Below are 20,544 nucleotides of genomic sequence, written 5' to 3'. Positions count from 1 at the left end.
ATGCGCGTTCCTTGATTTCTGGTTGCCTCGGTTCTCGCTCGCATCAAAAAAGCCAGGGAACCTTTAACTTCAGGTTTCCTGGCCACGCTTCTATTGCGCCACCTTACTAATACGTCCCTGTTCGATATAAACCGACAAAATTGCGACATCAGCCGGATTAACCCCGCTGATTCGGCTGGCCTGAGCGATGGTTGCCGGTTGGATTTTAACCAGCTTCTGCCGGGCCTCTGTCGCCAAACCGTTGATGGCATTGTAATCGATGCGTGTCGGAATCTTTTTGCCTTCAAGTCGCTTCAACTTGGCAACGCTGGCTTCTTCCTTGGCAATGTAACCGGCGTATTTAATTTGAATTTCGACTTGTTCGATGACCCGATGATCCAGTTCCGGATTGTCAGGTAAAAATTGTGCCATGGTTTGGTAATCAATTTCCGGCCGCTTCAGGAAATCGCTGGCGAGAACACCATCTTTCAATGGCGCAAAGTGATGGGCTTCAAGCCACGGGTTAACATCCTTGGGTTTCAACCGCGTTGTCTCCAGTCGCTTCAATTCCGTCGTGATAGCCTGGCGTTTTGCCAAAAAGTCAGCGTACCGCTGATCACTAATTAAGCCCAGCTCGTGACCCATTGGCGTGAGTCGTAAGTCAGCATTGTCGTGGCGCAACAACAACCGATACTCTGCGCGGCTAGTCAGCAATCGATAAGGTTCGTTCGTGCCTTTGGTGACCAGATCGTCAATCATGACGCCAATATAAGCATCGGACCGCTTCAAGGTGAACGGTCCTTTACCTTGAGCACGGCGGGCCGCATTGATCCCGGCCACGATTCCCTGGCCAGCCGCTTCTTCATAACCGCTGGTACCATTCATTTGACCGGCAGTGTAGAGGTTCTCAACGATTTTAGTCTCCAACGTCGCTTTCAATTGCCACGGCTCAATCACATCATACTCAATCGCATACCCCGGACGCATAAGCTCGGCCTTTTCCAAACCCGCCACACTATGCAGCATTTTCAACTGAATCTCTTCAGGCATGGACGTGGAAAAGTCACCGACATAATACTCGGAAGTGTCGCGGCCTTCAGGTTCCAGAAACAGCTGGTGGCGTGGCTTATCCGCAAAGCGCACGATTTTATCTTCAATGGATGGGCAATAACGCGGACCGACACCTTTAATGACGCCGGAAAACATCGGTGCGCGATCCAGATTTTCGCGGATGATTTGGTGGGTCGTTGCGTTGGTATACGTCATCCAGCAGCTTAACTGGTCTTTGAGGTAGACCGAGTCAGGAGTCGTAAAACTAAAATGATTCGGCGTCGTGTCACCCGGCTGTTCTTCGGTTTTGCTGAAGTCAATCGTGTTGCCATTAACCCGTGGCGGTGTTCCGGTTTTAAAGCGGCGTAATTTAAAACCAAGGTGCTCCAGATTCTCCGACAACTTGATGCTTGGCAAACTGTTGTTAGGGCCGGAACTGTACATCAGCTCGCCGATGATAATCTTGCCGCGGGAGCTAGTGCCAGCCGTGAGCACAACGCTTTTGGCTCGATAAGTCGCGCCGGTTGCGGCCACGATGCCAACTGCCTTGCCGTCTTCGACCAGCACTTCGGTTGCCAACCCTTGGCGTAAATCCAGGTTAGGTGTGTCTTCGATGACATGCTTCATGCTGCGATGATAGGCAGCTTTATCCGCCTGCGCCCGCAACGCCCGCACAGCCGGACCCTTACCGGTGTTGAGCATCCGCATTTGAATATAGGTGCGGTCGATATTCTTGCCCATTTCACCGCCAAGTGCATCGATTTCGCGGACCACGATTCCCTTGGCCGGACCGCCGAGACTGGGATTACATGGCATAAATGCCAACATTTCCAGGCTAATCGTTAGCAACAATGTTTTTTCACCCATGCGCGCCGCAGCTAAGGCAGCTTCACAACCGGCATGGCCGGCGCCGACAATCACCACATCATACTTGCCGGCTTCAAACTTCTTTACTTCTGGCATCTGTTTTCCTCCACGAATCTGTTTCTCATCACATTAAAGGTTACTTACCTAAGCAAAATTGACTGAATAACTGGGTGATCAATTCATCCGGGGCACTTTCACCAGTAATTTCACCGAGTTTGTCCCAAGCTGCGGTCATGTCAATTTGCACCAAATCGATCGGCATCCCGGCATCGATACCGGCAATGACCGCGTCCAGACTTTTGCTAGCCTGCCGCAACAAGCCGATTTGCCGCGCATTCGAAACCATAACGGTACCCTGACTGTTTTCAATGCCGCCAAAGAAGAGTTTAGCGATGCGCTCATCAAGTTCGTCCATGCCATCACTGGTAGGAATGGCCGTTTTGATGACTTCATTCGGTTTTACTAACTTGTACAGAGCATCTGTATCGAGCTGTTTTGGTAGGTCTTGTTTATTCAGGACAATAATACGTTTTTTGTCTGCGGTGGCCGCGACCAATTCGCGATCTTCGGCCGTCAGCGGTTGACTTTGGTCTAATACCAGTAAAATCAGATCCGCCTGCGTGATGGCTTGCCGCGAACGTTCGACGCCGATTTTTTCGACTTTATCAGTGGTGTCATGAATGCCGGCCGTGTCGACCAACTTCAACGGAACGCCGCGCACATTAACGTATTCCTCCAGCACATCCCGCGTGGTGCCGGCAACATCAGTCACAATGGCCTTGTCTTCGTGCAACATATGGTTCAGCAACGAACTTTTACCCACATTCGGGCGCCCGACAATCGCTGTCGCCAAGCCTTCGCGTAGCACTTTTCCTTGGCTGGCTGTGGTCAGCAGCTGTTCGATGGCTTTTTTGACGGTTTGCGCTTTTTCAAGCAGCATTTTGGTCGTCATTTCGTCCGTATCGTATTCGGGATAGTCGATATTGACCTCGACTTGAGCTAACACTTCGAGAATCTCCTGCCGCAGCCGTTTAATTAACGTGTGCAGATTCCCATCCAGCTGATTAACGGCGACCTGCATGGCGCGATCTGTTTTTGCCCGGATCAGATCCATGACCGACTCGGCTTCAGTGAGATCAATCCGCCCATTTAAAAAGGCCCGTTTGGTAAATTCGCCTGGCTCGGCCATGCGGGCACCTTCGCCAAGTAGTAATTGCAAAATGCGATTAGTCGCAACAATGCCGCCGTGACAGTTGATTTCAACCACATCTTCGCGGGTGAACGTCTTTGGCGCCAACATCACACTCACCATCACTTCATCAATCAAGTCGCCGCTTTCCGGATCGACAATGTGGCCGTAATGAATCGTATGACTTTTGACTTTTGTGAGGTCTTTGCCTTTGAAGACTTTGTTGGCGGTTGTGACGGCGGTTTCGCCGCTGAGCCGGACAATGCTGATCGCACCTTCGCCAGGCGGTGTCGAAATCGCTGCGATGGTGTCGTAAGCAGTGATAGATGTAGACATAACGGACGACTCCTTTTTTGATAGTTTGTGTGTTGAGAAGGTTTTGGATAGTGGCGGTGGTTAAGCTGCGGAGGGGCTTTTTACTGTGGCATTCCATAACGCGCTCCCCGGCGCAGAAGCCTGCGTGTAAGGACCTCAAGCCTAAATGGCCAAGGCCCAGCCCGCCTGACGCTCTCCATAACGCGCTCCCCAGCCCAGAAGCCTGCGTGTAAGGACCTCGGTCGCAATGGCAAAGACCGCCATCACGCCCGAGGACACTTACACTCCGGCTTCTAACCGGGCTGGCTCACGCTCACTTCATAACGCGCTCGCCGGCTTCTGAACGCGCCGGCTCGCGCTCACTTCACAAAAAAAGTGCCGAATCCAGTCTCTGCCCTTGTTTGGGAGAGACTGGATAAAGCACTTTGACTACTTCATCGTTATTAAACTGTGACCATCATACTTAAATGAAGGCTACTTGTCAAAAGTTAGTTACGGTCGTTTTGGGGTGACCACGACGTAGCGGCGGGGGTCGACGCCTTCGGAATGGGTGTCGACGTATTGATTGTCGGCTAGGGTCGTGTGGATAGCCTTGCGTTCGAATGATGGCATTGGATCTAAGTAGATCGCTTTGCCGGTTGCCAAAACCTCACGCGCGGTGCGTTCGGCTAAGCGCGTAACGGTGGCTTGGCGGCGTTCGCGATAATCGCCAACATCCAACATAATCGTCCATTTGCTTTTGGCATAATGGTTGAATTCGGTCTGGGCTAAGTATTGAATGGCATTGATAATCTTGCCGTGTTTGCCGATTAACAGCCCTTCCTCATCGGTTTTGAGTTGGAAGGTAACTGTATTGCCCTGACGTTCGCTGCTGACTTGCGTTTTGATCCCCATGCCGGTGGTGATGTCTTCCAAATAGCTTTGCACCATCGCCAGCGCGGTTTGATTGTCGCGCTTTTTAGTGGTGATATCGTTAAACGCACTGGCAATTTTCTTACCGGCAGTGTCGGTTAATGCCACTGCAAGTTTACCCGGACTTGATTTACCTGCAGGATCATGGTCGGTTTTTGGATCAGGAGCTGGATCTGCAGGTGGCTCCAGTGGTTTTAGATTGACAATGGCCGGTTTACGCATGAAGCCCAAGAAGCCGTTCTTGTTTTCCTGAACAACTTGAACGCTAACCGCATCACGTGGTAGGCCAAGTTGCTTCAGCCCGGTTTCGATGGCTTTTTGAATCGTACTGCCTTGAAAGGTTGGCATCTTGCTTCCTCCCGTTGTTATTTACGCCGTTTGGTCGCTTTCTTATACGCCTTTTTGAGTGCCCGTTCTTTTTCCTTTTCCGCCCGCGCTTTTTCTTCACGCTCGCGCCGAATCTTGAATGGGTTTTGAATCAGTAACTGCTGAACCATTGAAAAGGCGTTGGTAACAACCCAGTAAATGGCCAGCGCACTTGGTAAGGTTACTGAGAAAACAAAAATCATCAGCGGCGAAATGATCATCATAATCCAACTGCTTGAATTACGAGTTGGCTGAGCCATCATGGATAAAATGCTGGTGCCTAACGTAAATAAGGTCGCCAGAATCTGCATCACCCACCATGGATCGGGTTTGGACAGGTTCATCCATAGGAACGTTCCGGATTGCAGCGATGTTGTTCGCAAAATCGCTTGATACAGCGCAATCAGAAATGGCATCTGAATCACGATTGGCAAACAGCCCATCACTGGGTTAACGCCCGCAGAAGCATAAAGTTTCTGGGTTTCATCACGCAGCTTGGTCTGGGTTTCCGTGTCCTTAGAACTGTATTTTTGTTGCAGCTCTTTCATCTGCGGAGCGAGTTCCTGTTGCTTGGCCATACTCTTGATGGACAGGTAGCTCAACGGGAAAATCAAAATCCGGATGATCAGGGTGAAGGCAATAATCCCGACACCGGGGTTGCCGCCAAACAGATTTGCCAGCCAGATAACAAATTGGCCGGCCGTGTAAACCACATAACGATCCCAGAATCCGGTACTATGTTCTGACACTGGCGCCGTGCCACAGGCGGTCAGAATGAAAACCAGACTCAGCATGCTCACAATGACAAGCAGGCGTTTGATTTGACGATTTTTCACAAATAATCCCTCTCTTAACCTAAGCATGGTCAGATGACCTCGATATCTTCGTTCAGGATGCCCGCCAAGCGCATGACATGAATCAGGTTCTTCTTGGTTTCAGCCATATCAAGCTGGTTAGCGGACTTACGCGCAATGACCAGAAAATCGGTCTGCGGATCAATGTCGGGTTTTAACTCGAGCAGGCTTTGGCGAATATAGCGTTTAATCTGATTTCGCATCACGGCGGTGTGGCCGACTTTTTTGCCTACAGAGATCCCCACCCGAAAATGGGGTTGATCCCTTTTCATGTGATAGATCACAAAATTGCGGTTGGCAACCGAATCGCCGTGGTCAAACACATTTTGAAATTCAGCTTCTTTTTTGATCCGATACGACTTGCGCAATGATGCTCCCTCACAATCTGGTTCTAAGTATACAAGACGATTTGATGTTTTCCTATATGTATCAGCAGGTGACTGCCGATTTTATATGATGGATGGGAAATGGGTGATGAATAAAATGAACGGCAACGACCAACAATCGGGTCATTGCCGTTCATTGGATGGCTGGTGGGGTTTGGTTTCGGGAGGCGTTGCGGTTAAGATCGGCGGCTCCCTTAATTGGGAATGGCCGAGGCTCTCCGAAACGCGCTCATAGGCCCAGAAACCTGCGTGTAAGGACCTTGGTCGCAATGGCAAAGACCGCCATCACGGCTCGCTGGCCGAGAACTCTCCGAAACGCGCTCACAGGCCCAGAAACCTGCGTGTAAGGACCTTGGTCGCAATGGCAAAGACCGCCATCACGCCCAAGGCCACTTACACTCCGGTTTCTAAACGGGCCTGTTCGCGCTCTTAAAAAAACCACTGACGCGGTCAGTGGCTTAGGCGGATAATACTTTACGTCCTTTAGCGCGACGGCGTGCTAAAACTTTGCGGCCGTTTTTTGTGCTCATTCGCTTCATGAAACCATGAACACGTTCGCGGTGACGTTTCTTTGGTTGGAAAGTACGTTTGGTTGTCATTGACGACACCTCCTATAAAACCCGATTTATCTTTTTAAGATGACTTGCATTATCAGACATCATCCGAGTTTACACGAGGACGCAAGCTGCGTCAAGGTTTTTTCGCTGACATAGTGGATCTTTTTTGGACTTTTCGTTGTTCTGACGGTTACGCACTGTTGCTAGTCGACCTGTGGATAAGTTGTGTATCACAAAAATCACTTTTAATTGTTATGCACAAATAGCGCACAGCTAATTCGCAGAATCACATGGGTGTTGATATAGTTATCCACAGGCTGTCAGAAGCCTGTTCATATCTTGTGAAACACCTACTGCTACAAGGTTTTGGTTCCACAGACGCTATGTGCATAACTGCATTTTTCTTGTTAGTTCGGTGCGGGTGTCCTCAAGGCTGGGGATAATTTGTTCGCACCTTGTTTATTTCGCGAATTTTTGTTTGTGGAAAACTGTGGTTTCTGTGGAAAACTCGGTTCCGCAATGCTAAACTTATGTCTGCAGAACATTTTTCGACCTAACCAAAATCAGCTATTATATTCATTCGTTAGCCGAACTTAATCCTGTCCATCTTGATCGGCCTGTGTTTAAGTCGGCAATTTTAGGTTAAACCACATTTAGCGTTTGCTGATCCACTTGTTGACAACTATGGAAGTTGCCGTGGTTTTTTTATGCGCTGATGTGATGTTCGCGTATCATCACATGTTGGTCATCAGTGGCTTTTTTGGATGCTGATGACAACCGCTATTTAGAGGAGGGGCGCTTATGCCCAATTTAGAGGAGCTTTGGGCTTACCTGAATGATAAATTCCGTGAAGAGTTGACCCCAGTCGGCTACAGCACATGGATTCAAACAGCCAAACCCGTTAAGTTAACCAAAGATAAACTTGAAATCGAAGTTCCGGCATCGTTGCATAAGGCTTACTGGGAGAAGAATCTGGTTACCAAAGTCGTGGAAGGAGTTTACGAGTTTGCCCAGCTAGAAGTCGATCCGGTGATCATGACTAAAGACGAGTTACAGCCGGTCACGACGCATCAGCAACCATCCAATACCGATGACGATGATCAACAACTGACTTTTAAGGCGAAAACGCATCTCAATCCGAAATACACGTTTGACCGGTTCGTGATCGGCAAAGGCAATCAAATGGCGCATGCCGCGGCGTTAGCGGTCGCCGAAGCTCCCGGCACGACCTACAATCCGCTGTTTATTTATGGTGGCGTCGGTTTGGGCAAGACGCACTTAATGCAGGCTATCGGTAACCTGGTTTTGGAAAATAATCCGGCAGCTAACATTAAATATGTCACCAGCGAGAATTTTGCCAACGACTTCATCAACTCGATTCAAACTAAGCAGCAGGAACAATTTCGCCAGGAGTATCGCAATGTTGATCTGTTGTTGGTTGATGATATTCAGTTTTTTGGCGACAAAGAAGCTACGCAGGAAGAGTTCTTCCATACGTTCAATACGCTGTACGAAAATATGAAGCAGATCGTGCTCACAAGCGATCGCCTGCCAAACGAAATTCCTAAGTTGCAGGAACGGCTGGTGTCGCGGTTTAACAAGGGCTTGTCTGTCGACGTGACACCACCCGATCTCGAAACCCGCATTGCCATCTTGCGTAACAAAGCCGATGCCGAAGATCTCAGCATTCCCGATGACACACTTTCCTATATTGCTGGCCAAATCGAAAGTAACGTCCGTGATTTGGAAGGGGCTTTGGTACGTGTCCAGGCTTTTTCTACTATGAAAAATGAAGATATCACGACCAGTTTGGCCGCCGATGCGTTAAAGGCGCTTAAACTCGATGATCGCAGCGGCCAACTGACCATTGCACAGATACTGGACGCCGTGGCCAAATATTTTCAGGTCACCGTGCAGGATCTAAAAGGTAAGAAACGGGTCAAACAAATCGTGATTCCGCGCCAGATCGCGATGTACTTGGCGCGGGAAATGACTGACAATAGTCTGCCGAAAATCGGCCAGGAAATTGGCGGTAAAGATCACACCACGGTCATCCACGCGCACGAAAAAATTATGTCAGCGATGACGACGAATGAAGATCTTAAAGCCCAAGTCGTCGAACTGCGAAATATTCTTAAAAATCGTGGATAATCCACTTGTGGACAACTGCGAAAACCCACCAACTTTGTCCCTTGCACTTATCCACAAGTGCATAACTTTTCTGGCTGTTGTTTCTCAAAGTTTTCCACAGTTTGAACACGGCCTATTACTATTACTTAAAAAGCTTTATATTATATATATAAATAAACGTACGGGAGGCTCTTATGAAATTTACGATTACCCGATCCACATTCTTGAAAACCTTGAATGACGTTGCCCGGGCTATTTCAACCAAAACCACGATTCCGATCCTGACTGGTTTAAAAATCGTCCTCACTGATACGGGACTGGTACTTACCGGTAGTGATGCCGATATTTCGATCGAATCACGTATCAATATTGCTGATGAGAACAACGATCTTCAAATCGACAGCACCGGAGAAATCGTGTTGCCTGCACGTTTCTTTAGTGAAATCGTCAAGCGATTGCCGGAAGACAAAATGACCTTAGAAGTCAAAGATAATTTTCAAACCGTCATTACTTCCGGTGCTTCCGAATTTACGATTAACGGCTTGGACGCCAATAACTATCCCCGGTTACCGGAAATTACCGCTGATGAAGCGTTGACCGTCCCGGCTGAAGTGCTGCGGCAGTTGATCAATCAAACGGTTATCGCCGTTTCCAATCAAGAAAGTCGCCCGATTTTGACAGGTGTGCATTTCACAATTATGGGCGATCAATTGGTGGCCGTTGCGACTGATTCGCATCGACTAGCGCAACGAACCCTGACATTGCCGAGTGCAAGTACCACCAATTACGACATCATTATTCCCGGTAAGAGCCTCACCGAATTGAGTCGGATGCTGAGCGAGGATGTCGAAAAAATCGAAATTCGAATTGCCGAAAATCAGGTTTTGTTCGTTTTTGGTCAAACCGCCTTTTATTCTCGGTTGCTTGAAGGCAATTACCCGGATACCAGTCGGCTGATTCCAACGTCGAGCAATACGCAAGTCGAATTCGATGCGCCGGTCTTATTGGCGTCTATTCAGCGTGCGAGCTTGCTGAGTCACGCAAGCAGCAATAACGTGGTTCGGTTGGTGCTCAACATTGCGGATCAAAAAGCCACGATTTACGGCAACTCGCCTGATGTCGGGAATGTCGAAGAAGTCCTCACCTTTAACAAGTTGACCGGCGAAGATCTCGAGATTTCCTTCAACCCTGACTACATGAAGGACGCGCTCCAAGGCTTTGGCCAAACCGCCATCGAAGTTGACTTCACCGCCCCGTTGCGCCCATTCACCTTGGTGCCGACGGAAGACAAGGAAAAGTTCATCCAACTCATTACGCCAGTGCGGACATTCTAGAGTGTGATGTAACAGCTATAAGTGTTAAGTATAAAAAGATTCCGGAGCGGAAAATGCTCTGGAATCTTTTTTTGAACACTCGTCCAGCTGAATTCGTAGCCACTGAGTAAATATTGGGAACATACGTTTGTGTTCACCTTTTTTTTCAGCAAAGTTCACAATCATTGCGTCATTTGGCAACAAGCCCCCATAACTAAGCATCCTTAAAAACCGCTTTAGGCTAGGCTAAAAACAGTAGAATTGAAAATTTGGCTGTTTTTGGGCTTTTTAAGGGTTTTTAGTCTAGGGGGGCGTCTTGGTGTCAAATTAGCTTAGAGCCGCTTAAATGCCTGTTTAGAATTGTTTTTTAATGTACAAAAGGGTATAATTGTTATGTGTTCATCTGCGGCAAAGCGCGATTTCATGCGATTTGCCGGTACTTTTCGGATTGGAGGGCGACGACGATGACAACCATCAAAATCACGACCGCATTTTTGACATTGGGTCAGTTTCTGAAAGAAGCCGGTCTCATTGATAACGGTGGTGCAGCTAAGTGGTATCTAGGCGAGCACCCGGTAACCGTTAACGGTGCAGCCGAAGACCGTCGTGGCCGGAAATTATATCCGGATGATCAGATTGAAGTTGCCGGTCAGACTTATGTGATCGTGAGCGCATGAAGCTGGATCATTTGACGTTAAAGAATTATCGCAATTATGCCACTGTCGATACGGCTTTTTCTCCGGAAATCAATGTCCTGATAGGCGAGAATGCGCAGGGCAAGACCAACTTGCTTGAAGCGATTTACGTCTTGGCATTGGCTCGCAGCCACCGAACCAACAGTGACAAAGATTTAATTCGGTTCGGCAGCGATTTTGCGCGGGTTTCCGGACGGATTTCCCGGCAGAGCGGCACCCATCAGTTGGAGCTTGTCATCAGTCACCAAGGCAAACGGGCCCGAATTGATCGGATCGAACAATCGAAATTGTCGCAATACTTAGGACATTTCAATGTCATTTTGTTTGCCCCTGAGGACTTGGCGATCGTTAAGGGAAGCCCGGCTGGCCGACGTCGGTTTATCGACATGGAATTTGGCCAGATGAGTTCGAAATATCTCTATAACCTGAGTCAATACAAAACGTTCCTCAAGCAGCGCAATGCTTACTTAAAGCAGCTAAAGTACCATCAGGCCAAAGATCTTGTGTATCTGGATGTTTTGACGGATTCGCTAGCTGCCTTTGGGGCCGAGTTGATCACCGCGCGTGCCAAGTTGTTGCAAACCATGTCGGAGTACGCTGCGGCGATTCAACAGGATATTACCAAGGGACGCGAAAATTTGCGCTTTTCGTACCAGACCCAGGTCGATGCGGAGGCGCAACAAAATAGTGAAGCGGCTTATGCGGCGTTGGGCGCGTTGTTTGCGAAGCAGCAAGCACGTGAAATCGAACAGGGAACCAGCCTAGTCGGGCCGCACCGCGATGATGTTGCCTTCATTGTCAATGAAAAGGATGTTGCCGATTTTGGCAGTCAGGGACAGCAACGTACCACGGCTTTGGCAGTCAAGCTGGCAGAAATTGATTTAATGAAAGATCAGACTGGCGAGTATCCGGTTTTGTTGCTGGATGACGTTTTGTCTGAACTTGATGCGATGCGCCAGACCCACTTGCTCAAGGCCATTCAGAGCAAAGTCCAGACGTTTCTGACGACTACCAGTCTGGATGGCATTCAAAAAGAAATCATCACGGCACCAGCTATTTTCCGGGTGCAGGATGGGGTTTTGTCTAAACAAGCGTAGGTTTGCTGTATCGGGAAACGTGTTTTTAAGGAGGATAACCAGTGACGGACAAGAAAGAATCGGCCGAAGAGAAGAAAGAAGAGCTGGCCGCAGAATATGATGCCAGCCAGATTCAAGTGCTTTCAGGTCTGGAAGCGGTTCGGAAGCGGCCAGGGATGTATATTGGCTCTACAAGCAGCCAAGGCCTGCATCATTTGGCTTGGGAAATTATCGATAACGGGATTGATGAAGCGTTGGCTGGGTTTGCGACTCAAATCGAAGTCGAAGTCAATCCGGACAATAGTGTCACCGTGACGGATAATGGTCGCGGGATTCCGGTCGATATCCAGGCCAAAACCGGTCGGCCGGCACTGGAGACCGTTTATACGGTTTTGCATGCCGGCGGTAAATTCGGCGGTGGCGGGTATAAGGTGTCCGGCGGGTTGCACGGTGTCGGTGCTTCTGTTGTCAACGCCTTGTCGACAAATCTGGACGTGACGGTTAGCCGCGGCGGCAAGCGGTATTACATTGATTTTGTTCGCGGTAAGGTCAATACCCTGATGAAGGTGATCGGCACTGCGCCGGAACATGAACACGGGACCAAAGTTCATTTTCAGCCCGATCCGGATATTTTCACCGAGACAACCACGTTTGATGATAAAGTGCTGACCACCAGGATTCGCGAGTTGGCGTTCCTGAACAAGGGCCTCAAGCTGACGTTTACCGATAAGCGCGCGGCCACCCATGAGAAGCTGGTCTTTCACTATGAAGGCGGGCTGAAATCCTACGTCGACTTTTTGACGGAGAAAAAGGAAAACCTGCTGCAAGAACCGATTTATGTGGAAGGTCAGGATAAAGGCATCACGGTAGAAGTGGCGTTGCAGTACACCAACGACTATCACAGCACGCTGCTGACATTTGCCAATAATATCCACACCTATGAAGGCGGGACGCATGAAACCGGATTTAAAACAGCGCTGACCCGCGTCATCAACGATTATGCCCGGCGTTCCGGGGCACTGAAGGACAGCGATGATCCACTTAGCGGTGACGATGTTCGCGAGGGGTTAACGGCAGTTGTCTCGGTCAAACACCCTGATCCGCAGTTTGAAGGCCAGACCAAGACCAAGCTAGGCAACTCGGATGCGCGGACGGTTGTGGACCGGACATTTTCCGATCATTTTAACAAGTTTCTGATGGAACACCCGGCTGATGGCAAGTTGATTATTGACAAAGCCATGCTTGCCAGCAAAGCCCGTCTCGCTGCCAAACGCGCCCGTGAAGTCACCCGCAAGAAGAGTGGCTTGGAAATCTCTAACTTGCCCGGCAAACTGGCGGACAATACCAGTAAGGATCCGGAAATCTCGGAATTATTCATTGTCGAAGGGGATTCTGCCGGTGGTTCGGCTAAATCCGGTCGTAGCCGTTTGACACAGGCAATCTTGCCGATTCGCGGGAAGATCCTGAATGTTGAAAAGGCTTCGATGGAACGGATTTTGGCGAATGAAGAAATCCGCACGCTGTTTACTGCGATGGGCACCGGATTCGGTCAAGATTTTGATATTACCAAGGCGCGCTATCACAAGCTGATTATCATGACCGATGCTGATGTCGATGGGGCGCATATTCGGACCTTGTTACTGACGTTGATTTATCGCTACATGCGGCCAGTACTTGATGCCGGCTACGTTTATATCGCGCAGCCACCGTTGTATCGCTTACGGCAGGGCAAGATGATGCGCTATATCGATTCCGATGAAGAGCTGCAAGACATTCTTGGGCAACTGCCACCGAGTCCGAAGCCGGATATTCAACGGTACAAAGGCCTGGGTGAAATGGATGCCAGTCAGCTCTGGGAGACAACGATGGATCCGGATACGCGGCGCCTGTTACGGGTATCGCCAAAAGACGCGGAAGAAGCCGATGGCATTTTTGAAATGCTGATGGGCGATCATGTTGAACCGCGGCGGAAATTCATTGAAGAAAACGCGGTCTTCGTTGACCCGAATAATATTGATGTGTAATTGACCGATTGACGGATAGCAAACCGGTCGGATATGAGAACTTTTGAGAGGAGACTTTTCGCTTAATGGATGATCGCCAAGAAAGCCGGATTACGAATGTGAATCTCGGCGAAACAATGCGTAAATCATTCCTTGAATACGCGATGAGTGTCATTGTGGCGCGGGCCTTGCCTGACGTTCGCGATGGCCTCAAGCCGGTTCAACGACGGATCCTGTATGGCATGAATGAACTCGGAGTGACGCCGGATAAGCCGTATAAGAAGAGTGCGCGGATTGTCGGGGATGTCATGGGGAAATACCATCCGCATGGTGACAGCTCGATTTATGAAGGACTCGTGCGGATGGCGCAGGATTTCAGCTACCGATATATGCTGGTTGATGGCCACGGAAATTTTGGGTCGGTCGACGGTGACGGTGCCGCTGCGATGCGGTATACCGAAGCCCGAATGAGTAAAATCGCCGTTGAAATGTTGCGCGATATCAATAAAGACACGATTGATTTTCAGGACAACTATGATGGTACCGAAAAAGAGCCGGTTGTTTTGCCGGCGCGGTTCCCGAACTTACTGGTTAACGGCGCTACCGGGATTGCGGTCGGGATGACCACCAATATTCCCCCGCATAATCTGTCTGAAACCATTTCCGCCTTGCACGTGCTGATGGACAATCCGGATGCGACCACCGCGGACTTGATGCAGGAGCTGCCGGGACCTGATTTTCCGACAGGCGGCGTGGTCATGGGCAAGTCGGGCATTCGCCACGCTTATGAAACCGGCCGCGGAACCATTGTGTTGCGCGGGAAAGTCGATGTTCAGACCGAAAAATCCGGCCGTGAACGAATCGTTATTACCGAGATTCCGTATATGGTCAATAAGGCCAAAATGGTGGAACGGATTGCGGATCTGGTTCACGAAAAGAAGATCGATGGCATTGTCACGTTGCGGGATGAATCTGATCGTGACGGGATGCGGATCGTCATTGATGTGCGGCGGGATGCCAGTGCTTCAGTGATCCTGAACAATCTGTACAAGCTAACACCGCTGCAGACCGGTTTTTCCTTTAACATGGTCGCGATTGTCAACGGTGCGCCGAAGCTGTTGAGTTTAAAACAGATCCTGCAATATTACCTGGATCATCAGGAAAATGTTATTCGGCGGCGGACACAATATGAACTGAAGAAAGCCAAGGCGCGCGAGCACATTCTCGAAGGCTTGCGGATTGCGCTTGATCATATTGATGAAATCATTACGATTATCCGCAGTTCCGAAACCGGGGACAAGGCCAAAGTCATCTTGATGGACAAGTTCAAGTTGTCCGACAAACAAAGCCAAGCCATTTTGGACATGCGGCTGGTTCGCCTGACCGGTCTGGAACGCGACAAGGTTGAAAACGAATATAAAGATGTTGAAGCAGCGATTGCGGACTACACCGATATTCTTGCCAAACCTGAACGGGTTCACCAGATCATTTACGACGAATTACTGGATATTCAAAAGAAATTTGGCGACAAGCGGCGGACAGAGCTGTTGGTCGGCGAAGTATTGAGCCTTGAAGACGAAGATCTGATTGAACAGGAAGATGTCGTGATCACGTTGAGCCATAACGGGTACGTCAAACGCCTGGCAACCAGCGAATTTAAGGCGCAAAATCGTGGCGGCCGCGGGATTCAAGGTATGAACGTTCATGATGACGACTTTGTTGAACGGCTGATTTCAACCTCGACCCATGATGTGCTGCTATTCTTCACCAACAAAGGGAAGGTCTATCGTAGTAAAGGCTACGAAATTCCGGAATACAGCCGCACAGCAAAAGGCATTCCGATTATCAACTTGCTTGGTGTCGGCGCTGGCGAAAAGATTCAAACCGTCATCAACGTCCACGAAGGACAAAAAGATGACCGGTACCTATTCTTCGTCACGCAAAATGGTGTCGTTAAACGCACGCCGGTCAAAGAATTTGCCAACATTCGCAGCAATGGCCTGATCGCGTTGAATCTGAAAGATCATGACGAGCTCAATAATGTCATTTTGACATCAGGTCAGGATAATATCCTGATCGGCACGCATCTGGGTTACAGTGTGGCCTTCAAAGAACAAGATGTGCGCTCGATGGGTCGATCAGCGACAGGGGTCCGCGGCATTCGCCTGCGTGACCATGATTACGTTGTCGGCTCCGACATTCTCAAACCGGATTCCGAAGTCTTCGTGATTTCCGAAAAGGGTTACGGGAAGCGCACTGCCGCGAAGGAATACCCAATCAAGGGTCGTGGCGGTAAAGGTATCAAGACCGCTAACATTACTGAAAAGAACGGCCCGCTTGCCGGTGTGACAACCGTTGACGGGACTGAGGATATTCTGGTCATGACCGATTCCGGTGTCATGATTCGCTTCAATATCCAAAGCGTCTCACAGACAGGCCGCGCAACCCTGGGTGTCCGGTTAATTCGGGTAGACGATGATGCCAAAGTCGCAACGATGGCCAAGGTTGAACCGGAAACCGATGATCCGGAAGATGGCAATAAGCCAGACCAGCCAACCGATCCGCAAGCCGGACCGACTGACCCCAATCAGCAACCAGCTGACGGGCAATACGCAGGCAATGCCGATGAGCAGGTCAACAAACTGCTGGATCGCGCTGAGACTGATCAGCCTGCATCTGATGCTAATAGCGATGACGAGGACTAAACATGCCTGAGTCATTATGAGGAATACCGTTCAATCCTGCCCAGATGATGGGTGGATTGGGCGGTATTTTTTGCGTGAGATAGATTTCTAAACGTGCTGGAGATTGAATGTTAGGAGGAAAAGCAAAAGTCCAGAGAGAAAATCACAAGACCGAAATGTTTGACATCTATGCACATAATCTTAAAATTCAAGTAACTTTAGACGCGAATATAACAGTCGGAAATGGTCACCGATTATTTGAGGAGAACGATATGGCACGAATCAAACAAATTATTTTCAGCGATTTCTTTGACACACTGACTAATGGTGCACTAGTGCTCTTTGCATATTGGTACATTTATAAAGTTACACGTGACCAAGGTTACATTTCGCTGTTAGGCCTTATTTCAATGATAGCCACATTATTCACCTTTGTAGGGGGATACTTATCAGATAAGGTAAACAAAATTTATTTGTTGAAGACAGTAGTTGGGATTAGAGTTTTAAACACTATCTTAGGCTTAGCCATTTATCACCTGTTTGATTATCCAATCCTCAGTGTGATGGTGACCGTTGTGATTAACTCAGTCCTAAACATAGTCTACAGTCCGTTAACAGAATCAATCGTTCCTTCGATAGTACATGGGAAAGAGGATCTTATTACAGCAAATTCCTGGGTATCAATTGCAAATCAACTATCTTCGGTGTTATCAGCTGGTCTTTCTGCAATTTTTATTTTTTTCGGAAATGTAAGTATTGGCTTAGTTTTGTCGCTTGTACTTTATGTTCTTTCCTACCTTCTTATTACTCGATTGAGCATCGAAGCGAAAGCAGGGAAAAAAGTAGATGTTACATCACTGGTTGCAAAGGATGCCAACAAGTTTTTAATTGGCATGAAAATTATTCGGAAAAATTTTTTGATTTCGGTTATTGTTCCAGTAGCACTGGTAACCAATTTTTGCTTTTGGACGGTATGGTTGTTGATGCCAAAACTGTCAATAGATGTTTTTTCTGGTTTCACGTATATGTACAACTCAATTGATTTATCTTTTACAGTAGGCTCAATTCTGGGCGCATTTGCGGTTAATGTTAAACATAAAGGCAAAAAAATATTTACAGCTAGAAACTTCCCATATTTTCTTCTACTACAAGGCGTGATGATTTTGTTGATTGGCTTATTTAGTCTCCAACATAGAGAAGTATTTGGAATCGTAGGTGTTGTCATCTCATGGTTGGGATATGGCATATGCAATTCGATCGGTTCAATTTTGTATTTCTCTACAGTTCAACTCTCGGTTCCTAGCAATCATATAGGCATGGTCATAGGAGCAATTTTAACTATCTTCTCACTAGCAAATCCCATTGCAGCAATTACTAGTGCGCCATTATCACACATCACAACAACGCCGGTTATAATATTCCTCTTAGGCACTGTTATGATGCTCGCATCTGTTCCCGTTTTTTTTAAAAAAATCAGGATACAATTAAGTCAAGAATAGTCGTCATTCTCTTAAAAAAAAGCAGCCCCGTCAGTGCGAAATTTTCCAAAAGACAAACGCGTACTATCTGGTCAAGCGCGAAACTTTTTGCGTAATGTATAGCCGACAGCGAAAATAGCGCGATGAGATGGAGGATGGCATATGCTAAATTGTGTGAGTTTGACAGGTCGGCTGACGAAAGAACCAGAGGTGTTTAAAACAGCAGCTGATTTGGAGCTGGTTCGCTTTACGCTGGCTGTGGATCGGGTTTTTAAGAACAAAACCGGACAACGCGAAACGGATTTTATCGAGTGCGTGATTTTTGGCAAACGGGCGTTGACCTTTGCCAGCTCAACAACGAAGGGTTCGCTCATCGGCGTTGCCGGGCGCATTAGTAACAATCATTTTGAAAATAAACAAGGTGAACAGCGGTGGCGGACGTCGGTGGTGGTTGATAATTTTGCATGGTTGGAATCACGGGCGGTGACCGAAAGTCGGCGGACCGGCACCTTGCAGGCAACCGGCACTGATGGCATGCCAGCGGGTGATCCGTCCGCCTCACAGGAGCTAGCCACGGATGATTTACCATTTTAGCAGTAGTATTCGGTGCGAATCTATGCTACAATTTTAGCTTGTGAGTATCCGGCTATTTTTGTAGCCTTATTACTCCTTGCTCCGGCAAACGACCGGGGCCTAAAGTCCATAAGGAGGTGAATCGTCATGGCTGAAACCAAGTATGAAGTAACTTACATCATTCGTCCTGATTTAGACGATGCTGCAAAGACTGATTTGGTTGAACGTTTTGACAATATTTTGAAGGAAAATGGTGCCAGCATCATTGATTCCAAGGATTGGCAAAAGCGTAAGCTCGCATATGAGATCAACAAGTATAACGAAGGTCTCTATCATATCGTGAACTTGTCCGCAGAAGATGACAAAGCGATCAATGAATTTGACCGTCTTGCCAAGATCAATAATGATATTCTGCGTCACATGATCGTGAAGCGAGAAGACTAATTGTAACTTTTTGAAAGGGGCGCTACGGCATGCTTAACAGTGTTGCATTGACAGGTCGTTTAACCAGAGATGTTGACTTACGCTATACGCAAAGCGGTACAGCTGTCGGTTCATTCACTTTGGCCGTTGATCGCCAGTTCCGCAGTGCAAACGGTGAACGGGAAACCGACTTTATCAATTGTGTGATCTGGCGTAAGTCAGCGGAGAATTTCGCAAACTTCACCAAGAAAGGCTCACTGGTCGGGATTGAAGGACATATTCAGACGCGTTCTTACGATAATGCGCAAGGGCAGAAAGTCTATGTGACCGAAGTCGTCGTTGAGAACTTTGCATTGCTGGAATCACGGGCAACGACACAACAACGACCGTCTGAACCTGCGAATCCCGCTGGCCAAGGCAACCAGAATTACGGCGGTGGGCAGCAGTTTGGTAATAACCAGCAGCCGCAAAACCCACCTAGCTTTGGTTCCCAAAGCGCCCCGAACAATGCACCATCATCGAATCCGGGTCAAAACCCGGCAGCAGGTCAAAGCCAAGGCAACAACGGCAATGCTGCTAATCCCGATCCTTTTGCCAATAATGGTAAACCGATCGATATTTCCGATGATGATCTGCCATTCTAATGTGTGACTAAGGTCATGCTTAGCGAAGACATTGGTTCGTAAGGAAGCAATGTCAACTTGGAATCTTTGATAGAGAAGGAGGAATTCTCATGGCACAACAACGCCGTGGTGGCCGTCGTCGTCGTAAAGTCGACTTCATCGCCGCTAACCACATCGAATACATCGATTATAAAGACACGAACTTGTTGGATCGGTTTATCTCAGAACGAGGCAAGATTTTGCCACGTCGGGTAACCGGCACCAGCGCTAAGAACCAACGTAAGCTGACGATCGCAATCAAGCGAGCGCGGATTATGGGTCTTCTGCCATTTGTTTCAGAAGACTAATATCGGTATTAAAAAAGGATGTTTCTGCCAATCGCGGCGGAAGCATCCTTTTTGTTTGTGCTCGTCAGTCAGTACCGTTAATTTACTTTAATTGTGCCAACATCGCTTTATTGAATTCTGGCAAGTCATCAGGTGTCCGGCTTGTCACTAAGTTATGATCAACGACAACCGGTTCATTTTTAACGATGGCCCCTGCGTAGTAAAGATCTGGGCGAACTGTCGTATAGGCGGTCATGGTGCGGCCCTTGGTCAAGCCTGTCTGGATGAAGAATTGCGGTCCGTGGCAGATCGCAAAGACTGGCTTGTCGGCCAACAGGAAGGCTTTGACGAAATTAACAAAGCGATCGTCAGCTCGAAGTTCATCTGGCGAAAAACCGCCTGGAAGCAGTAAGCCGTCAAAATCATCCGGTTTGACATCGGTAATCGTGGTGTCGATGGTTGCCTTTGCGCCATGTTTACCGGTAATTTGCTTCCCAGCTTGTGTTTCAATCAAAGTGACGTCATGGCCCTGATCCTTTAACGCTTTGACAGGTGAGGTTAATTCCGCATCCTCGAAGTTATCGGTAACCAGAACAGCAATTTTTGCCATTATAAAAGCCCCTTTCAGCATGTATTACTATTCTAGTTTAAAGGTTTAAAAGTATTGATGCAAAGGATTAAAATACTAATTTTGTGTGAACTATCCAGGAATATGGATGAGCAACTACCTAAGCTCCAAGAAAAT

Annotated in this window: 18 protein-coding genes; 11 read left to right on the top strand and 7 right to left on the bottom strand. The window is 48.2% G+C overall.

What is annotated here, in order from left to right; genetic code table 11:
• Positions 1-90 precede the first annotated feature (90 nt).
• The 6 genes from mnmG to rpmH form a co-directional block, all read right to left on the bottom strand.
• Complete coding sequence (mnmG, locus tag GSO_RS06520) at positions 91-1,992, bottom strand: tRNA uridine-5-carboxymethylaminomethyl(34) synthesis enzyme MnmG (protein WP_010490336.1); 1,902 nt, start codon at positions 1,990-1,992, stop codon at positions 91-93.
• A 40-nt stretch (positions 1,993-2,032) separates the two neighbouring features.
• On the bottom strand, positions 2,033-3,421 hold the full coding sequence (mnmE, locus tag GSO_RS06515; protein ID WP_010490333.1) for a tRNA uridine-5-carboxymethylaminomethyl(34) synthesis GTPase MnmE: 1,389 nt from the start codon (positions 3,419-3,421) through the stop codon (positions 2,033-2,035).
• Between the two features lie 471 nt (positions 3,422-3,892).
• A complete protein-coding gene (gene jag, locus GSO_RS06510; RefSeq protein ID WP_010490330.1) occupies positions 3,893-4,660 on the bottom strand; it encodes an RNA-binding cell elongation regulator Jag/EloR in 768 nt (255 codons plus the stop codon).
• Positions 4,661-4,677: 17 nt separating this feature from the next.
• Positions 4,678-5,514: a membrane protein insertase YidC gene (yidC, locus tag GSO_RS06505; RefSeq protein ID WP_010490329.1), complete on the bottom strand. Its 837-nt coding sequence runs from the start codon at positions 5,512-5,514 to the stop codon at positions 4,678-4,680.
• A gap of 29 nt (positions 5,515-5,543) precedes the next feature.
• Positions 5,544-5,900, bottom strand: coding sequence for a ribonuclease P protein component (gene rnpA, locus GSO_RS06500; RefSeq protein ID WP_010490327.1), 357 nt, complete (start codon positions 5,898-5,900; stop codon positions 5,544-5,546).
• Positions 5,901-6,376: 476 nt separating this feature from the next.
• Entirely contained in the window at positions 6,377-6,517 is a 141-nt protein-coding gene (rpmH, locus tag GSO_RS06495; protein ID WP_003568442.1) for a 50S ribosomal protein L34, read from the bottom strand.
• A gap of 759 nt (positions 6,518-7,276) precedes the next feature.
• On the opposite strand from rpmH, the gene dnaA reads away from it, so the two are divergent.
• The 11 genes from dnaA to rpsR all read left to right on the top strand — a co-directional run bounded on the left by dnaA (position 7,277) and on the right by rpsR (position 19,820).
• Positions 7,277-8,626: a chromosomal replication initiator protein DnaA gene (dnaA, locus tag GSO_RS06490; protein WP_010490314.1), complete on the top strand. Its 1,350-nt coding sequence runs from the start codon at positions 7,277-7,279 to the stop codon at positions 8,624-8,626.
• Positions 8,627-8,799: 173 nt separating this feature from the next.
• Positions 8,800-9,939: a DNA polymerase III subunit beta gene (gene dnaN / locus GSO_RS06485; protein ID WP_010490312.1), complete on the top strand. Its 1,140-nt coding sequence runs from the start codon at positions 8,800-8,802 to the stop codon at positions 9,937-9,939.
• Between the two features lie 443 nt (positions 9,940-10,382).
• Complete coding sequence (yaaA, locus tag GSO_RS06480) at positions 10,383-10,595, top strand: S4 domain-containing protein YaaA (RefSeq protein ID WP_010490310.1); 213 nt, start codon at positions 10,383-10,385, stop codon at positions 10,593-10,595.
• Positions 10,592-11,710 (top strand): DNA replication/repair protein RecF, encoded by a 1,119-nt coding sequence (gene recF, locus GSO_RS06475; RefSeq protein ID WP_010490308.1) that lies wholly within the window; start codon positions 10,592-10,594, stop codon positions 11,708-11,710. The genes yaaA and recF overlap by 4 nt, the downstream gene beginning before the upstream one ends.
• Before the next feature lie 41 nt (positions 11,711-11,751).
• On the top strand, positions 11,752-13,713 hold the full coding sequence (gene gyrB, locus GSO_RS06470; protein ID WP_010490306.1) for a DNA topoisomerase (ATP-hydrolyzing) subunit B: 1,962 nt from the start codon (positions 11,752-11,754) through the stop codon (positions 13,711-13,713).
• Positions 13,714-13,778: 65 nt separating this feature from the next.
• The gene (gyrA, locus tag GSO_RS06465) at positions 13,779-16,397 is read left to right on the top strand and encodes a DNA gyrase subunit A (protein ID WP_010490303.1); all 2,619 of its coding nucleotides are present in this window, start codon (positions 13,779-13,781) and stop codon (positions 16,395-16,397) included.
• Between the two features lie 251 nt (positions 16,398-16,648).
• Positions 16,649-17,875 (top strand): MFS transporter, encoded by a 1,227-nt coding sequence (locus GSO_RS06460; protein WP_029345540.1) that lies wholly within the window; start codon positions 16,649-16,651, stop codon positions 17,873-17,875.
• A gap of 141 nt (positions 17,876-18,016) precedes the next feature.
• Positions 18,017-18,448: a single-stranded DNA-binding protein gene (gene ssb / locus GSO_RS06455; protein WP_010490299.1), complete on the top strand. Its 432-nt coding sequence runs from the start codon at positions 18,017-18,019 to the stop codon at positions 18,446-18,448.
• Between the two features lie 126 nt (positions 18,449-18,574).
• A complete protein-coding gene (gene rpsF, locus GSO_RS06450; protein WP_010490297.1) occupies positions 18,575-18,871 on the top strand; it encodes a 30S ribosomal protein S6 in 297 nt (98 codons plus the stop codon).
• A gap of 29 nt (positions 18,872-18,900) precedes the next feature.
• The gene (ssb, locus tag GSO_RS06445; RefSeq protein WP_010490295.1) at positions 18,901-19,494 is read left to right on the top strand and encodes a single-stranded DNA-binding protein; all 594 of its coding nucleotides are present in this window, start codon (positions 18,901-18,903) and stop codon (positions 19,492-19,494) included.
• An 89-nt stretch (positions 19,495-19,583) separates the two neighbouring features.
• Positions 19,584-19,820: a 30S ribosomal protein S18 gene (gene rpsR / locus GSO_RS06440; RefSeq protein ID WP_003568467.1), complete on the top strand. Its 237-nt coding sequence runs from the start codon at positions 19,584-19,586 to the stop codon at positions 19,818-19,820.
• Positions 19,821-19,902: 82 nt separating this feature from the next.
• Here the strand turns inward: rpsR and GSO_RS06435 are convergent, their stop codons facing one another.
• Positions 19,903-20,409, bottom strand: a complete 507-nt coding sequence (locus tag GSO_RS06435; RefSeq protein WP_010490256.1) for a type 1 glutamine amidotransferase domain-containing protein — start codon at positions 20,407-20,409, stop codon at positions 19,903-19,905.
• Between the last annotated feature and the right edge of the window lie 135 nt (positions 20,410-20,544).

The sequence above is a fragment of the Lacticaseibacillus zeae DSM 20178 = KCTC 3804 genome, from assembly GCF_000260435.1.
In the GTDB taxonomy this organism is placed as follows: Bacteria; Bacillota; Bacilli; order Lactobacillales; family Lactobacillaceae; genus Lacticaseibacillus; species Lacticaseibacillus zeae.
The sequence above is the reverse complement of the archived record's forward strand: the minus strand, read 5'-3'. Positions and strand labels throughout refer to the sequence as shown.

Coding starts and splice junctions, on each gene's coding strand:
- GSO_RS06435 (WP_010490256.1), bottom strand. CDS start 20,409: ATGGCAAAAATTGCTGTTCTGGTTACCGATAACTTCGAGGATGCGGAA.
- mnmE (WP_010490333.1), bottom strand. CDS start 3,421: ATGTCTACATCTATCACTGCTTACGACACCATCGCAGCGATTTCGACA.
- recF (WP_010490308.1), top strand. CDS start 10,592: ATGAAGCTGGATCATTTGACGTTAAAGAATTATCGCAATTATGCCACT.
- rpsF (WP_010490297.1), top strand. CDS start 18,575: ATGGCTGAAACCAAGTATGAAGTAACTTACATCATTCGTCCTGATTTA.
- ssb (WP_010490295.1), top strand. CDS start 18,901: ATGCTTAACAGTGTTGCATTGACAGGTCGTTTAACCAGAGATGTTGAC.
- rpmH (WP_003568442.1), bottom strand. CDS start 6,517: ATGACAACCAAACGTACTTTCCAACCAAAGAAACGTCACCGCGAACGT.
- GSO_RS06460 (WP_029345540.1), top strand. CDS start 16,649: ATGGCACGAATCAAACAAATTATTTTCAGCGATTTCTTTGACACACTG.
- ssb (WP_010490299.1), top strand. CDS start 18,017: ATGCTAAATTGTGTGAGTTTGACAGGTCGGCTGACGAAAGAACCAGAG.
- dnaA (WP_010490314.1), top strand. CDS start 7,277: ATGCCCAATTTAGAGGAGCTTTGGGCTTACCTGAATGATAAATTCCGT.
- rpsR (WP_003568467.1), top strand. CDS start 19,584: ATGGCACAACAACGCCGTGGTGGCCGTCGTCGTCGTAAAGTCGACTTC.
- gyrA (WP_010490303.1), top strand. CDS start 13,779: ATGGATGATCGCCAAGAAAGCCGGATTACGAATGTGAATCTCGGCGAA.
- yaaA (WP_010490310.1), top strand. CDS start 10,383: ATGACAACCATCAAAATCACGACCGCATTTTTGACATTGGGTCAGTTT.
- dnaN (WP_010490312.1), top strand. CDS start 8,800: ATGAAATTTACGATTACCCGATCCACATTCTTGAAAACCTTGAATGAC.
- mnmG (WP_010490336.1), bottom strand. CDS start 1,992: ATGCCAGAAGTAAAGAAGTTTGAAGCCGGCAAGTATGATGTGGTGATT.
- jag (WP_010490330.1), bottom strand. CDS start 4,660: ATGCCAACCTTTCAAGGCAGTACGATTCAAAAAGCCATCGAAACCGGG.